Origin of the sequence: Aquimarina atlantica (assembly GCF_000626715.1) — a bacterium.
In the GTDB taxonomy this organism is placed as follows: domain Bacteria; phylum Bacteroidota; class Bacteroidia; order Flavobacteriales; family Flavobacteriaceae; genus Aquimarina; species Aquimarina atlantica.
Genome location: NZ_AQRA01000004.1, coordinates 503,976 through 520,297, shown reverse-complemented (window position 1 = coordinate 520,297; position 16,322 = coordinate 503,976). Strand labels below are relative to the sequence as shown.

Below are 16,322 nucleotides of genomic sequence, written 5' to 3'. Positions count from 1 at the left end.
TCACCAAAACTACCTTTCTGATTTTAATTTTGATGCATCTACCAACGAAATTGTCTGTGATTATTCTGATAGTGGTAATACTTATATTTATAAAATAAACGTAGATAATGGGCAAACAACATCTATTCAAAGTAATCCAGCAGCAGGAAGATACGAAAACTGGATCATGAGTGCAGATAATAGATTATTTACCTATAAAGATGGAGTTACCCCTCATCAAATAGTAGAAATAGACAAAACAAATGGAAATGTAATCAATGTGATTGCTGATATTGATCACCAAAACTACCTTTCTGATTTTAATTTTGATGCATCTACCAACGAAATTATCTGTAATTATTCTAATAATGATAGTACTTATATTTACAAAATAAATGTAGATAATGGACAAACAACATCTATTCAAAGTAATCCAACAGCAGGGAGATACGAAAACTGGATTACTAAAAACGAATAAAACGAATGTAGAACAACAACGATAAGTGACTGCCTGTTTTCTTGTATTATTTAAAAATTCTTGCGAAATTTCCAGAGTAGCGTATGTATAATTAAGTGTTAACCCACTCAATTATGTATAACCAAAACTGTTATCATAATTATACCTGGTCTTGACTGTAATCAATAAAATAGCATTTATATTACTTTTCTTATCGATAAGTAGTAAAACTGTTGGGCAAACATATAAAGACTATGAAAAGGCAATAGAAAATGCAGAGAAAGTTGAAAGTTTAAGTTTGATATTCAAAGATGATAGTTCTGACTGTATTGATAACAGAATAGTGAAACTAAAGAACTTAAAAGAATTAAGTATTCGATTTGAAACTAACAAAGAAATACCCGAAGTAATCCTTAAACTCCCAAGTCTGCAATATGTATATCTGCACCTGGGAGATAGACCTAATTTTCCAATCAGGATATTTAGAATACAACAATTAAAATTACTTAATATTACCTCTGGTAAATTAACATCAATACCTCCCGGAATTGGACAATTAAATAAACTAGAACGTTTAAGTATTCATAGTCCAAAATTAGAAGCTTTACCAAACGACTTAAATGAATTAAGTAATTTAAAGTATTTGAGTATTTCTAGTAAACATGATTTAGTTTTCCCCGATACCATAGATGGTTTGTGTAAACTTGAAGAGTTTAATTGGGGAGGAGCATCCAGATTTCCGAAAGAGGTATTTAAGATGCACTCTCTGAAAAAATTGAGTTTCGGATCTCCTTATTTTCAATCGTTACCTATTGGCTTTGAAAAACTCACGAATTTAGAAGAATTAAGTATTAGTGGAGCTACATTACATTTTTTTCCAGATGATATTTGCAACCTAAAATCATTAAAGATATTAGATTTACACTCAACAAAATTTGAGACAATACCGTTATGTGTTTCCGAAATTCCATCATTACAATCGATAAACCTACAGTTTAATACTCAGTTTAATGACTTTAATAGCTTGATAGAAATACTTAGAAAATCAAATTCAATTGACTGGATACATATTGATGGAACACAGTATGATGAGAAAATTTTGAATACAATGAAAAAGGAATCTGTCAAAATTGACGTTATTCATTTGTATGAATAAATAATTAATTATAGTAAGATAGAAATCTGCAATACGGCAGACCGTTAACAGACATTAGATATAAACGCAACCTTTTCTTACAAAAGGAATCTATATTAAAAACGAAAATGGGGAAATATTTTTTATTGTTAATTATAGGAATAGTGCTCTTAAGCTGTTCAAACGATGATGATTCCCAAAATAACGAATTTGTAGGGAAAACTTTTGACTATCTTTTTTTTGAAACCGAACAAGAATGCATAGATGCGCAAACTGACCCTAATTTTTTTATAAACTGCCATCAGGAATTAAGTTTTATCGATAATGAAAATGTCGAAATACTGTTTACAGACATAAAATATTCTGCAAATTATAAGATTGGAAATAACAAAATAGTAATATTTTCATCATCAAATATATTAGAACTTCAAAATGATATTATTTTTGAAATCATAAACAATTCTTCTCTAAAATTTATAGATAATAATACCGTATGGAAACTACGAACAGGAGACTCTATCTGGAATTAAAAAATGAATAGGGACGGTTGTAATTGATGATAAACTGATAAATAGGAGAAGTTGTATACATATCCTGGTATAATAATGACCTGGTGCATTAGAACACTTCGTACAAAAGTTTAAAAAAGTACCACTCAGAAAAAAGGAATTTCTTAAATTAAGGGCTCCTATGAAAACAGTAACACTTCCTATCGAATTAACCTCTGATAAACATACGTTTACTAACCTATACTATTATCAATCCACTAGAGAACATGATAAACAACAAATCAAACTCACAAAAAATGTCTTTAGCTTTTTGATTGATGGCCAAAAGGAAGTTTTTACAAATAATTCATCTTTTTTAATAGAGAATTCTAGTTTTCTATTAATGAAATTGGGGCATTGTTTAATGACAGAAAAACTCTCGCCGATACATAAAAATTATAAAAGCGTATTATTGTTTTTTTCGAATGAAGAAATACTACAATTTGTTCAGAAATTTGATATCAAAACGTCTAATAACACCATATCACAATCTGCATATTCATTTCAATATGATCAATTTATAAAAAACTACGTAAATAGTTTAGTTGATATTTCTAGATTGTCACCGAGTATTCAAAGAAAAATGATACAGGCAAAATTTGAAGAGATCATGATCTATTTGGCAGAAACTAATGGGACAGATTTTATTAGTTCAATGATGACTCATCAAAGTAATTCTCTTCAAAATTTTCTTAGTGTGGTCGAAAATAATAAACTAAGAAAAATGACATTAAAAGAGTTAGCTTTTTTATCAAATATGAGTGTATCCACTTTTAAAAGAGAGTTTGAAAAACATTTTCAAGAATCACCCAGTAAATGGTTTTTAGATAAGAGATTAGAACACTCGGCTTTTATATTAAAGAATAAGGCTAAGAGGCCATCAGAAATCTACCAGGAGGTTGGTTATGAAAACCTTTCAAATTTTATACACGCATTTAAAGCAAAATTTGGTGTTACTCCAAAACAGTATCAATTAAATTGAACTTTTAGCACTACTTTTTGACCTAAAATAAACATAAGGTTCTCCTCTTTAACTCATAATTTTGTATGTATAATTAAATATAAACCATTATGAAAAAATCAATTTTTATTTTAGGCATACTGCTTACCATATCAACATCTTTATTTGCGCAAAAGACGTTTACATTAACGAGTACTTCTATAGGTGGAGAAGCTACTGTTAATGAGGAATTTAATGGGTTTGGTTGCACAGGAAATAATGAATCTCCGCAACTCTCGTGGAAGAATGCACCAAAAGGTACCAAAAGTTTTGCAATAACAATGTATGACCCAGATGCACCAACAGGCAGTGGATGGTGGCATTGGGTTGTATTTGATATCCCTGAGCATATAAAGGAATTAGTATCGAATGCCGGAGATATAAAATCAAATTTGACTCCAAAAGGAGCAATACAAAGTATCACAGATTTCGGAGTAGGTGGATATGGAGGACCTTGCCCTCCCGAAGGACATGGGATACATCAATATATCATTACCGTTCATGCCTTAAAAACCGATAAATTAGGGCTTAACGAAAACTCTAATCCTGCAGTTGTAGGGTATTATCTTTGGAATAATACTATAGCCAAAGCCAGTATAGTGATGTACTACCAAAGAGCCAAAAAGTAGGAAGGATGAAAATTGACCATATTGATCATATAGTCATTACAGTAAACGATATAGAAAAAACAATTCAGTTTTATACTACTGTTTTAGGAATGGAAGCTACGGTTTTTGGCGAAAATAGGAGTGCTCTCACTTTCGGAAACCAAAAGATAAATTTACATCAAAAGGGAAGAGAATTTGAACCAAAAGCTAAAAAACCAACTTGTGGATCAGAAGATTTGTGCTTTATCGTATCTACAGAAATCGAGTCGATCAAAATTGAATTAGAAAATAAAGGGATTGATATCGTTACCGGGATAGTACATAGAACGGGAGCCATAGGCAAAATACGTTCGATTTATATAAGGGACCCTGATCAGAATTTAATAGAATTAAGTAATTACGAATAAAAACTATTACCTATTACATATAAAAAAGTTGATAAAGCGCAAATCATAAAAGTTTGCGCTTTTTTAATACATTTATATTCTATTAACAATTTGTATGAGGGCTATAGACAGTTTTTATTTTGATAAAGAAGAACCGATTAAAAGTTGTCTTTTGGGGCTAAAAGCTATAATAATCGATTATAATTCAGACTTTGAGTCGAGATGGTATTACCGCTTACCTTGTTTTATGTATAAAAATCAGATTTTTTGTTATTTATGGGTAGATAAGAAAACACAATTCCCTTATATAGCAATTGGAAAAGGTATAAAAATTAACCATCCAGATTTAATTCAGGGAAAAAGGACGTTTACAAAATTGCTAATGATTGACCCGAATAAAGATATTCCGATAGAAAAGATTCATAACATATTTGATATGGCGATAGAACTTTATGCCGAAAAATAAAGCCAGTGAATAGCAGTATACAAGAAAATATATTGTTTTTTAATCTAGTAGAAAAGCTAATACTATATAGGGCTAAGTAGCTAAATATAAAATTTGGAGATACCTAAATGATACGAGCAAAATATTTATATTTGGGTTAGTTCCCATCCAAGGCATGTTGTTTATTATACCAGTTCTGATTTAAATTTACTCATAAGAAAAATGATGGATTTTTGACTTAGATGAAAAAGAAAATTCAAGCATAGCAGGGCTACGGTTGTGTTTTATTTTGAAATATTAGACAAAAAGATGCGGTTTTATTGAGTAAATTTAGATTGGAAATGGTATTACCTGCTTTACGGCTTTTATAAAATGGTATTAACAATAGATAAAACTTAAAAATATGCGTTTACTAATTAATTGTTTTTTCTGGTGTTTATTAATTCCGTTACTATGTAGCAGTCAGAAAATAGATGACCGCCTTAAGTATCTTGAACAAAAACCTCCGTCCCTAACTCCAGAGATATTTGCACCTGGTCTTATTTCTAAAAAAACAGAATCAGAATTTGGTTCGGTTTTCAATACCAAAGCAACAGAATTTTTCTATGGGGTAGATATAAACGGAAGAACTGAAATAAGATATTCAGAACTTATAGGAGATAAATGGAGTAAACCCAGAACTATTTTATCTCATGATAAGTACGGATTTAACGATCCATTCCTTTCCCCAGATGAAAACAGATTATACTTTATCTCAGAAAGAACATTAGATGGTATGGGAGCCAAACAAGATCATGATATATGGTATGTAGAAAAAAAAGGCAACAGGTGGTCAGAACCTATTAATGCCGGGCCTAATATTAACTCGAATAGAAATGAATACTATATTTCATTTACAGCAACCGGAACAATGTATTTTTCATCCGACAAAATAACAGCAGAAAAAAAGCGAAATGACTTCGATATATATGCTTCTAAAAGTATTAATGGAGAATTTCAGAAAGCGATTGCATTGGGAGATTCAATTAATACTTCAAATTACGAAGCCGATGTTTTTGTTGATCCAGAAGAAACATACGTTATTTTTTGCGCAAGACGACCAGAAGGATTAGGTAGAGGGGATCTTTATATTAGTTTTAAGAATACCGATGGCACATGGACAAAATCTATCAATATGGGAGAAAAAATAAATACGAAAAATCATGAACTCTGTCCTTTTGTATCAAAAGATGGCAAATATTTATTCTATACAAGCAATCAGGATATATACTGGGTAAGCTCTAAAATTATCGATACGTTAAGAAAAAAAAGATAACACTATGTATAATCAAACAAATGGATAAAAAGATATTAGACCGTATAAACCTTGACTTTTGTGAAGAACAAAAAAATCGGGTGATCGATGAACTTTCTTCAATAGAATTAAAACATGTAATGGCTGAATCCCCGTATAATCTGGAAAATACACGATTATCAATTTTAAAATTAGCAAAAGGAGATGTAAGCGAGGTTATTGCGTTAACGAAAAGAGCAAAAATTGACTTTCGTGATATAATATTATGGGCAACACAAGAAAAAGGAATATAGAAAGTATATACATAATATAGCTTATCACTATACATAGAACGGTGCTAGTAATTAAAAATCAAAATGTCTCAAAACAAAACAATTAGCGAGTCGATACACAAGACGATTTCATTAGAGAAAGATGATTTTTTTCTTCAATATGATACACCTTGTATAGAAATTGGTATGTTAATTAAAGGAGTGATGAGAGGGTTTGTACATGATAATGACGGTAATGAAATCACTACCCATTTTTATCAGGAAGGGGATATGATTATTGGTAGTTACATCCCCAAAACAAATGTAGTCATGTCTGTTCAAGCTTTAGAGAAATGCGAAATTTCTGTAGCAAATTATTCAGAAGTAATGTCATGGGTTAATAAAGACAAAAATATTACCGAAATAGTGACAAACGCATTCCAAAAATTGAATAAACAGTTACAATCAAGATTAGTGTCGTTGTTAAATTTGAACTCTGTAGAAAAGTATACACTCTTTTTAAAAGAATACCCTAGTGTAATCAATCGAATTCCACATTATTACATTGCAAACTACTTAGGTATTACTCCAACACAATTAAGCAGAGCACGAAAACAATTTATCGACAAATGTAAATGAGAAAAAAATACCATATTCATTCCTTTGTATCAAGAAATGATATAAAAGAGAAACAATATGGAAAAGCATTTTGAACTTACAGACGAAGCGTTTAAAAATCAATTTACAGAGTGTACACTTAATCCCGAAATTTTTAGTCACGAAGCGCATTTACGACTGGCGTGGATTATGATTAATGATCACGGTATTGAACAAGCCGAAAAAGAGATGCATATACAGCTACAGCATTTTGTCGAATTTGTAGGAGCAAAAGACAAATACAATACAACAGTAACGATTGTCGCAACCAAAGCAGTAAATCACTTTATGAATCAATCAAAATCCGACAATTTTAAAGATTTTATAGCAGAGTTTCCGCAGTTAAAAACCAATTTTAAACAACTCATCAATAGTCATTATAGCTTTGATATTTTTGATTCTGAAAAAGCAAAAACAGAATTTCTAGCTCCCGATATACTTATTTTTTGATGAAAAAGAATGCGACGAGATTAGAATCTGGATTAGACTAAATACTGAGTATTCTTTTTTACACAGAGATCATAATTTAAATGCAGATTAATTCGACAAACGAAGTAACATTTTATTAGGTTAGGACATATACCCATAAATAGTAGACATAAGTACCTAATAATATGCAGAAATCATCTACATCTCTTTATAGAATTCGAAAAACAAGTTGGGGTATTTGGGTACAAATTTCGGCCAGTGTTAAAAACAGCAATCAGGGAGATAAAATATCAGACAACCTGTATTTTGAATATAAAGCTAATACTACACATTTAACAGATGTTGAAATTGAACTTTTAAAAGAAGGGCTTACCTGGGTAAGTTCAATAATTGAAAAGAAAATTAGCACACCAACCACAATAGTTCTAAATAAAATAGAACTAAATCATTGCGACTATCAAGTTGAAGGGATGTTTTACGGAATAGCATTTTGGGCATCTGAACATTTTGGATTTGATTTACCAGAATATCAATTTAAGTATGATGTGAAAAAGAATAAATATATGTTCCCTGACTTAGACGAAAAATTAAAAAATCTATTCACCACATTATATATGAGATCTCGATTTAGTTTTAAATAGTAAGGTTTATCGAAGTATAGGTATCTACCTTTTGCACATAGGTTTAGGCATGTGAGCTATTCTTACTGTAACAAAGAAGAATGAAATATGTCCTTTAATTATAACCAAAACCAAGTGTAAAATGAATCTTTCCAAAAAACAAACACGCTTTTTAATTATTAGTAATATTTCTTGTTGGGCATTATTGTTAGCACTTTTGTTAACAGGTTTTACCGGGATAAAGAATACTACATTTGATGTCATTACTGCAGAAAGGATTAACATAGTGAACGAAGACGGAACCACAGTTATGGCATTGGCAAACAAACAACGCATTGCAGCACCTAGAATGAACGGGAAAGAATACCCTGTTGATATGATAGAGAGAGAACACTTTGCCGGGATGATATTTTTTAATGAAGAAGGAGATGAAATAGGAGGGCTTATTTTTAATAGTGCTCAGTTACCAGATGGCAGAAAGTTTGGAGCTGGTCATTTATCATTTGATAGATATAACGACAATCAGGTGATCAATTTAGAACACAAAGAAAATATTCATGGTAGTATTAAATCAGGGATAACATTTTATGATCGAACAGGTAATGGTAGTTTTGGTAAAAACCTTGATTTAATAGAAGAGTACAAATACCAAAATATATCAGAAAGTAGAAAAAAAGAAATCATTGAAGAGATACGAAAAATGAAAAAGAATCGGGACCTGGGAGTAGAAAGGGTATTCCTGGGTAGTGATAACGAAATTCCTCAGCTTACAATGAAAGATGTTATGGGAAATGAAAGAATAAAACTATTTATAGACTCTACAAATGTCCCCAGACTTCATTTTTACAACGAAAAAGGAGTACTAATTGGTGAAATCCCAAAAAAATAAAAACAAGACAGAAAACAACAATTTTGTAACAAATCGAAAAAGTTTAGCGTGGGGTCAATGTAACCTTTCTAAAAAACGAAGGTCTTAAGTACAAAATCTATATATATGAATCTGTTTCAATCAAAAAGTTTTGTACCCCTTAGTATTGTATTAGTATCGATTTTATTTTTTATCGCATGTACTACCGATAGAAAACCTGATGCCTTAAAAACAAAAGAAAAAGCTACATTAAACCAGTTATTAGAGAAGAAAATTGCCCTTCATTATCCTGCTGATGGAGCTGGAGCAGTTGTTTTAATTCGTAAAGGAGGAAAAACATTGCTCAAAAAAGCATTCGGAAATATAAATATAGAACATCAGGTAGAGGCTCAAACCGATATGAAATTTCGTATTGCTTCTATTACAAAACAATTTACTGCTGTTTGTATTTTGATGTTAGAAGAACAAGGAAAACTATCTCTTGATAGTGATATCAAAGAGTATATCCCCGAGTATAAGCAATCACATGATCATAGCATTACAATTCGACAGTTATTAGGGCATACTGCAGGAATTCCAGAATACACAGAAGTGAAACCTTCTTATGATCATCATGGTACAGATAGGGTAACTATGGATACTATTATAAATGTAATCAATAATGCTTCACTCGATTTTAAACCAGGAACCGACTGGAAGTATTCGAACTCAGGATATGTTTTATTAGGCAAAATTGTTGAAAATGTTTCCAAACAGGAGTTTAGAGCATATGTACAAGAGCATATCTTTGATGTATTAAACATGAAACAGTCAAGTTTTTATGATTTTTATGAAATCATCCCGCAGTTGTCTAAAGGATACGAAATAGCCGAGGAAGAATCTCATAAGATTGTTCATGCAAAAGCTGTAAAACCCGGGACACTTGCAGATGGGGGTATCATTTCTACTATCGATGATATTACTATTTGGTACGACGCTTTAAAAAACAATACATTAATTAGTGAGAAACAAAAACAGATCGCTTTCACTTCTCAAAGCCTGCACGATGGTAGAAAAACTAAATATGGATTAGGTTGGTGGGCTGCAACTTTGGGTAAATACACCACAGTAGAGCATGGGGGAAATGTACATGGTACCGAATGTTACTCGCTATGGGTTCTTGAAGAGGACTTACAAATTATTGTGTTGTCAAACCTAAATAGAAGTCATCCGGGAGGGCTTGCTGTACAGTTAGCTTCAGATGTTTTAGGAATTTCATCCCATCTAGAACAGGTTAAATCCTTTGATGAAAGTGTGTTAAAGAAATTTACAGGAACCTATACTCACGAAGATGGAACCATTCGTAATATCACATTAGAAAACGGACAGCTTAATTCGCAACGAGACCAGGGAAGAAAGTTTGTTATTGTACCGATTAGCGAACACAAATTTATTTTTAAATCCGATCCCGATTGGTGGATTGATTTTACCGCAAATAAGGATAAAGAAATAGAAAGCCTTGCCATTGGATCCAGAACAACTTTAGTATCAAATGGGAAGCGAAATAAGAAGTTATAGTGATATGTCTAAAAATAGGATGTATTGTAAATTGAAAAAAATACACACCCGAATAGCACTTGATTTTTTTCAGAAATTACGGATACCAAACCATAAGTTTACTTCTTTTTGCTATTTTAGTATGTGATCAACGAACCCCTGTATTGAAAAGTTATCTTGTTGTATAAAGACGAACATCAGCACGCAAAAATATGGACCCAATTTCAACCCTGTTAGAAGAGATAAACAATCAAGATTTATGGGATAAAGAACTGAAACTCGATAGAAATGAATATTTAAAAGTAAAAGGAAGTATCGATACCAATGCGTACCTGGTTGTAGATGGTAGTTTAAGAATTTTTGTGATCGATGAGTTTGAAGAACATACCATTAGGTTTGGATATAAAAATAATTTTATTGCAGCTCTCGATTCATTTATAAACGAAAAACCATCTGATTTTTATATTCAAGCCCTAAAGAAGACAACTTTAAAGATGATTAAAAAAGAAAATCTTATGAACTTTATATGGTCTTCTGCAGTGCACACTAAAACGTGGTATCTGATTTTCGAAAATTTTGTTTTACAGCAAATGGAAAGAGAAAGAGATATTTTAACCACTTCTCCTGTAGAAAGATATAACAGGGTTTTAAAACGTAGCCCTCAGTTATTTCAGGAAATACCCAATAAATATATTGCATCTTACTTACGAATGACTCCCGAAACACTTTCGAGAATCAAAAAATCTTAATTTCGATCAATGTTTTAAAGCTTCAAATCATAGAGTTTTGTATAAAAAAACAAATGAAGATAGCATCAAAAGAATTACTACAGGATTTGGTAGAAAGAACGCGAAAAAATATAAATGAAGCAGAAAAATATAATCAGTTATCTATAGAAAAACTCAATTGGAGAAATACACCAGAGAGTTGGAGTATTTTAGAGTGCCTGGAGCATCTAAATTTGTATGGAGACTTTTATCTTCCTGAGATTGAAAATAGAATGCTAACATCAAAAAGAAAAAATGCAGCTGTTTTTAAATCAGGCCTTATGGGGAATTACTTTGCAAAAATGATGCTTCCCAGAGAAAAATTGAATACAATGAAAACCTTCAAAGATAAAGATCCGATTAATAGTGATCTGGACAAAAATTGTATTGACCGCTTTATAGCACAGCAACACAAAACATTAGAATTATTAGATGTTGCAAGAAGTAAAGATTTAAATAAGATTAAAACATCAATCAGTATTTCGAAATGGATAACCTTAAAATTGGGAGATACGTATAGGATACTTATTTATCATAACCAAAGGCATATTGCACAATGTAATAAAATAGTGAATAGCTATTAAAAAGTGCTTTTTGGTGTCAAGCTGAGCTTGTCGAAGTTTTACTGCTTTAATTTTAACACTTTCTTTAACAAAACCTACTAAAACCCACTTAGATAAGTACCCCTGGATATCATTTTAGCTTGACAAAAGGACTGTTTTTTATACTTTCGTTAACGATATATACTATGTTTATTTATAATTTTAAGAAACATTATACATGGGAACCTACACTAGAAAAACACCTTTAAAAATTGATTGCCCGATGGAGAAAACTCTACATGTTATTTCGGGAAAATGGAAACTCGCACTATTATGCGAACTTAATAGAGGGACTTGTAGGCTTAAAGATTTAGAAAAATACAACTCTGAAGCTTCTAAAAGAGCTTTAACCAAACAGTTGAGCGAATTGGTAGAGGATGGGATCATTCAAAAAAAGGACTATGAAGTATATCCTAAAAAAGTAGAATATTCTTTAACAGCAAGAGGAAAAGAACTGATTACTGTGTTAGAAGTCCTTGATGAATTTGGCAAACAATTATAAAATAGTCTTAAAAATGATGTTTAAGAGAGGAGTAACTCCTTGATTTTGTAATATATATCCAATATTAATAGATAAATAAAAACGAGCGTACAGTAATGGTAGATAACGTATTAAAACACATTATGTACAAAACGTTGGTTACAAGCAGGAAAAACAATGCGAATAGTTTTCATACTTTTAATTGCAGCACACGGGTTTACCCATTTATTTGGATTTCTTAAGGCATTCGAGATTGCTGAATTCAATACAATTAACCAACCCATTTCGAAAGCATCAGGACTTTTTTGGTTACTGACATTTCTACTTTTTGCAATTACTATTATTATGGTTCTGATTCGATCAGAATATTTTTGGGTTTGTGGATTATTAGCTTTAATTATTTCTCAAATTTTGATTTTTATGTATTGGTCTGATGCAAAGTTTGGTACAATAGTGAATCTAATTATTCTATTGGTTATACTAGTGGCATACTCAGATTATAGCTTTAAAAATACAATTGAAAAGGAAAGAAAAGCACTATTCAAGAACTCAAAAAATACAAACCAAAAAATTATTCTGAAAGATGATATTTCTGACTTGCCAGAAATTGTTCAGAAATGGCTAATCCATAGTGGGGTAATTGGGAAACCAAAAACAACAAATTTATGTTTAACTCAAGAATTGCAATTAAAGTTAAAGCCAGAACAAACTAAATGGAACAAAGGAACAGCCGAGCAGTATTTTACAATCCAACCGCCCGCCTTTAATTGGAATATCAACACCAAAATGAATTCTATTTTGGGCGTTACGGGTAGAGATAAATTTGTAGATGGTAAAGGTGAAATAGTAATAAAACTTCTTTCGATTATTGCTGTAGCAGATGAAAAAAATAATGAGAAAATCGACCAGGCAGCTTTACAAAGATACCTGGCAGAAATCGTTTGGTTTCCTTCGGCATCTTTAAGCCCATACATAGAATGGGAGAGTTTAGATAGCAATGCTGCCAAAGCAACGATGCAATATAAAGGAACAAAAGGTTCGGGAGTTTTCTATTTTGACGAAAACGGACAATTTAAAAAATTCGTTGCATTTCGTTATAAAGAAGCAAATGATGTTAAGCCAAAAAAATGGACGGTAACTGCAACCAAAACCGAAGAACGCAACGGCATAAAGATACCTGTTGAGTGCGAGGTGAGTTGGCACTTAGATACTAAACAATGGACCTGGTTGAAACTAAAAATTAAATACATCGAATATAACACAGAACAAATACCAGTGACTAATAGTGTACATAAGAAATAGTAATATGAGATTGTAATTCAAAACCGCTATTGTTTTTTATTTCGTAAATTACTTTCTGAAAAAGTAGTGGCTTTAAAATTCATAACTACTCCTAGGCCAAACCGTTGTAAAATATTAGAACTAAAAAATAATTTAACGAATTAGAAGTTTGTACAAAGTAATTAATTTCATTATTTCTTTTGGCACTCTGCAAGGTCTTATTATTGGAGTGTTACTTTTAATAAAAGGTTTTAAATCGAAACAAGAGAAACTGTATCTGGCTCTAATATTAATTGGTTTTGCAGCTATATTAGGAAGAGTTTTAATAATAAGTATTTATAACAATCAAGTATTGTTTCTGGTTAATCTTAATTTCATTTTATTAGTTTCTCCCGCATTCTATTTATATACTAAAGAATGTTCAAACACTACAGAAAACATAAAATTCAAGAGTAAACATTTCTTACCTTTTCTCATTGTAAATTTAGGATATCTGTTATTTTATTTTACAGTTAAAGATGCTGCCAATTATCAGAAGTATCTGCAAAATACTATAAAAATAAACGAAAGTTTTAGTATCATTTATTTCTCAATATATTTATATCTAACCTATAACTTGTACAAACAAAATAATTCGTATTATTCTAAAATACTATATCGATTAGTAAACCAGTTAATATTTATGTTTTTTGGTTTTTTTATTATTTGGATAGCTTATGTTTTGGTAGAATGGATGTATTTTGACTACAACATGGAACTTGTATACTATTACCCAATAATGGTACTATTAGCTGTGATTCTTTATTATTTGAGTTTACAAGTTATTATCCGTACACAATTTTTATTTGATAATAAAGAAACTCCAAAAAGGAAAACTTTTATTTTAGAAGAGATAGAAAGCAAACATTTATTAGATAAACTAACTCTTTTTATGAATGAGAAAAAACCTTTTTTAGATGGTGATATTTCTCTAATCACTCTTGCAAATTCACTAGATGTGAATCCAAAAGTTCTGTCTTTTGTTATCAATGAACATAGTAACAAGAATTTTAATGATTATATTAATAATTGGAGAGTAGAAGAGGTAAAGAAAAGATTAAATGACAAAGCATATAATCATTATAAAATGCTAAGTATTGCTTTTGATTGTGGATTTAATTCGAAATCAACTTTTAATCTTGCATTCAAAAAAGCTACAGGATTATCTCCATCACAGTATAAAAAACTCTAACAACTACTAATCTTAAATCTTCTTTTAGGACGACTATACAAATATTTTGAGTCCTAAATCTTCTTTTAAGGCGATAACCCTTTTTCTCTATGATAGTTTTGTCTAAAACAAGATAAAAAATGAACCTATCAAAAGCAACAATACTTTTTTGTACACTACTAATTAGTATAGGGTGCAAAAATGACAATCCTACTTTTATTATAGATAATGGACTCTATATAGATAATGTTACTATAATATCAGCCAGTAAAAACGGTATACTACAAAAGTATATAGGAAATGTACTGATCGATAATGAGACTATTCTTTTTTGCGGAAAGCAGAAACCAAATGTAAAAGGTGTTTTTAAAAAAATCGATGGAACCGGAAAATACTTAACTCCGGGGTTAATAGACTCACATGTGCATTTGAGCTCTATTGCAGGAATGAATTATAAACAGGTAAGAGCTCTACCAGAATTAGCGAATAGCTATTATGAGCAGCTTCCAAATAGTTATTTATATTTTGGTTATACAACGCTAATTGATCCTAATAACTATAATCCAAAAATTATAAAACAAATTAATGATAAAGAGATTAAACCCGACATTTATACATGTGGTGAGCAGGTAAAAGTGATGAATGATTTTATGATGGCAGAGGATGATCCAAAAGATCGATATAAATTCTACCCCAACTTTTTACATGATAAATACAACAAAAATGTTAGCATACCAGATACAATAAATAGTAATGATCACTCTGTAAAAAAAGTAGTTTCGGATATCATTAATAAACAAGATGGAATCTGTATAAAAACTATTTATGAAGATGGATTTGGTGGTACCGAAGAGATGGTTTGGGAATTACCTACATTAGATATTATAAAAGATTTGGTACATCAGGCAAAAAATGAAAACGTTCCTGTATTACTACATGCAAACTCATTTTCTGCACAAAAATTCGGATCAGAAGCTAATGTTGATATTATTGCTCACGGAATGTGGCACTGGGGATTAATAAAAGAATATTTGAATGTAAGTAAACTACCAGAAACTCATAAAGAATTGTTATCGACCATTGCCCGTAAGAAGATTGGCTATCAACCCACTTTTAGAGTAATTGCAGGGCAAAAAGATGTCTTTAATCCTAATTTTATAAATGATTCAAATTTAAAAAATGTATTGCCTCTTAATTTATTGAAATGGTTAAAAACCGACGAAGGATTATGGCAAAAAAAGAGAATTATGACCTATGGCGGAGATTATTTTAACTCAGAAACCCCGGATAGAGAAATAGCTGGTATGATGCAGTTAGTTTTAGATAAAGTCAATATTAGTACTAACTATCTATCTGGTGAGAATGGTAATTTGTTATTTGGGTCTGATACACCGGCTATGAATAATCATGCAAATCCTCCGGGATACAATGGATTTTTAGAAATGAAACATTGGTTTGAAGCAGGAATTTCATTAGAAAAGATATTTATGGCTACTACATTTAATAATGCAAATGCTTTTCATCTAAACGACAAATACGGAACTATCGAAAAAGGTAAAATAGCAAACTTATTGTTGCTGAATCAAGATCCACTAGATGATATATTGGCATATAATGCTATACATTTGGTTATTGTGCACGGTAAAAAGTATGCAAGAAATACACTTTCTGCAAATCCAAGCGATTAGAGTTGTTTAAAAAAAGCGGGGAATTTCTGAATAGTCACTAGAAAGTTCGCTACTTTTAATTTTTGTACTCATCATAGTAT

The 16,322-nt window shown here is 30.9% G+C and carries 19 protein-coding genes and 1 pseudogene; all 20 read left to right on the top strand.

Features of this window, described 5'->3' with window-relative positions; all coding sequences use genetic code 11:
• Window positions 1-457: pseudogene (locus ATO12_RS26080) on the top strand (hypothetical protein); the annotation flags it as partial.
• A gap of 151 nt (window positions 458-608) precedes the next feature.
• Entirely contained in the window at window positions 609-1,592 is a 984-nt protein-coding gene (locus ATO12_RS11240; RefSeq protein ID WP_034241937.1) for a leucine-rich repeat domain-containing protein, read from the top strand.
• Window positions 1,593-1,699: 107 nt separating this feature from the next.
• On the top strand, window positions 1,700-2,101 hold the full coding sequence (locus ATO12_RS11235; protein ID WP_051575763.1) for a hypothetical protein: 402 nt from the start codon (window positions 1,700-1,702) through the stop codon (window positions 2,099-2,101).
• A 160-nt stretch (window positions 2,102-2,261) separates the two neighbouring features.
• On the top strand, window positions 2,262-3,101 hold the full coding sequence (locus tag ATO12_RS11230; RefSeq protein ID WP_034241935.1) for a helix-turn-helix domain-containing protein: 840 nt from the start codon (window positions 2,262-2,264) through the stop codon (window positions 3,099-3,101).
• An 89-nt stretch (window positions 3,102-3,190) separates the two neighbouring features.
• Window positions 3,191-3,748 carry a YbhB/YbcL family Raf kinase inhibitor-like protein gene (locus tag ATO12_RS11225; protein WP_034241932.1) on the top strand — a complete coding sequence of 186 codons (558 nt, stop codon included), beginning with the start codon at window positions 3,191-3,193 and terminating at the stop codon, window positions 3,746-3,748.
• A 5-nt stretch (window positions 3,749-3,753) separates the two neighbouring features.
• Window positions 3,754-4,134 (top strand): VOC family protein, encoded by a 381-nt coding sequence (locus ATO12_RS11220; RefSeq protein WP_034241930.1) that lies wholly within the window; start codon window positions 3,754-3,756, stop codon window positions 4,132-4,134.
• A gap of 94 nt (window positions 4,135-4,228) precedes the next feature.
• On the top strand, window positions 4,229-4,579 hold the full coding sequence (locus ATO12_RS11215) for a DUF1801 domain-containing protein (protein ID WP_034241928.1): 351 nt from the start codon (window positions 4,229-4,231) through the stop codon (window positions 4,577-4,579).
• Between the two features lie 382 nt (window positions 4,580-4,961).
• Window positions 4,962-5,873, top strand: a complete 912-nt coding sequence (locus ATO12_RS11210) for a TolB-like translocation protein (protein ID WP_051575762.1) — start codon at window positions 4,962-4,964, stop codon at window positions 5,871-5,873.
• Window positions 5,874-5,893: 20 nt separating this feature from the next.
• Window positions 5,894-6,145, top strand: coding sequence for a hypothetical protein (locus ATO12_RS11205; protein ID WP_034241926.1), 252 nt, complete (start codon window positions 5,894-5,896; stop codon window positions 6,143-6,145).
• A gap of 63 nt (window positions 6,146-6,208) precedes the next feature.
• Window positions 6,209-6,742, top strand: a complete 534-nt coding sequence (locus ATO12_RS11200) for a Crp/Fnr family transcriptional regulator (protein WP_034241923.1) — start codon at window positions 6,209-6,211, stop codon at window positions 6,740-6,742.
• 57 nt (window positions 6,743-6,799) lie between these two features.
• Complete coding sequence (locus ATO12_RS11195; protein ID WP_034241921.1) at window positions 6,800-7,210, top strand: hypothetical protein; 411 nt, start codon at window positions 6,800-6,802, stop codon at window positions 7,208-7,210.
• A 164-nt stretch (window positions 7,211-7,374) separates the two neighbouring features.
• On the top strand, window positions 7,375-7,830 hold the full coding sequence (locus ATO12_RS11190) for a hypothetical protein (RefSeq protein ID WP_034241919.1): 456 nt from the start codon (window positions 7,375-7,377) through the stop codon (window positions 7,828-7,830).
• 121 nt (window positions 7,831-7,951) lie between these two features.
• Complete coding sequence (locus tag ATO12_RS11185) at window positions 7,952-8,698, top strand: hypothetical protein (protein WP_034241917.1); 747 nt, start codon at window positions 7,952-7,954, stop codon at window positions 8,696-8,698.
• A gap of 105 nt (window positions 8,699-8,803) precedes the next feature.
• Window positions 8,804-10,234, top strand: a complete 1,431-nt coding sequence (locus ATO12_RS11180; protein WP_034241915.1) for a serine hydrolase — start codon at window positions 8,804-8,806, stop codon at window positions 10,232-10,234.
• 191 nt (window positions 10,235-10,425) lie between these two features.
• Window positions 10,426-10,962, top strand: coding sequence for a Crp/Fnr family transcriptional regulator (locus tag ATO12_RS11175; RefSeq protein ID WP_034241914.1), 537 nt, complete (start codon window positions 10,426-10,428; stop codon window positions 10,960-10,962).
• A 53-nt stretch (window positions 10,963-11,015) separates the two neighbouring features.
• Window positions 11,016-11,564 carry a DinB family protein gene (locus ATO12_RS11170; protein ID WP_034241912.1) on the top strand — a complete coding sequence of 183 codons (549 nt, stop codon included), beginning with the start codon at window positions 11,016-11,018 and terminating at the stop codon, window positions 11,562-11,564.
• 196 nt (window positions 11,565-11,760) lie between these two features.
• On the top strand, window positions 11,761-12,084 hold the full coding sequence (locus tag ATO12_RS11165; protein ID WP_034241910.1) for a winged helix-turn-helix transcriptional regulator: 324 nt from the start codon (window positions 11,761-11,763) through the stop codon (window positions 12,082-12,084).
• Window positions 12,085-12,240: 156 nt separating this feature from the next.
• Window positions 12,241-13,365: a DUF6920 family protein gene (locus ATO12_RS11160; RefSeq protein WP_034241907.1), complete on the top strand. Its 1,125-nt coding sequence runs from the start codon at window positions 12,241-12,243 to the stop codon at window positions 13,363-13,365.
• A gap of 148 nt (window positions 13,366-13,513) precedes the next feature.
• Window positions 13,514-14,575: a helix-turn-helix domain-containing protein gene (locus ATO12_RS24870; protein WP_131248815.1), complete on the top strand. Its 1,062-nt coding sequence runs from the start codon at window positions 13,514-13,516 to the stop codon at window positions 14,573-14,575.
• Between the two features lie 119 nt (window positions 14,576-14,694).
• Window positions 14,695-16,242: an amidohydrolase family protein gene (locus ATO12_RS11150; RefSeq protein WP_034241905.1), complete on the top strand. Its 1,548-nt coding sequence runs from the start codon at window positions 14,695-14,697 to the stop codon at window positions 16,240-16,242.
• The last annotated feature ends 80 nt before the right edge of the window (window positions 16,243-16,322 follow it).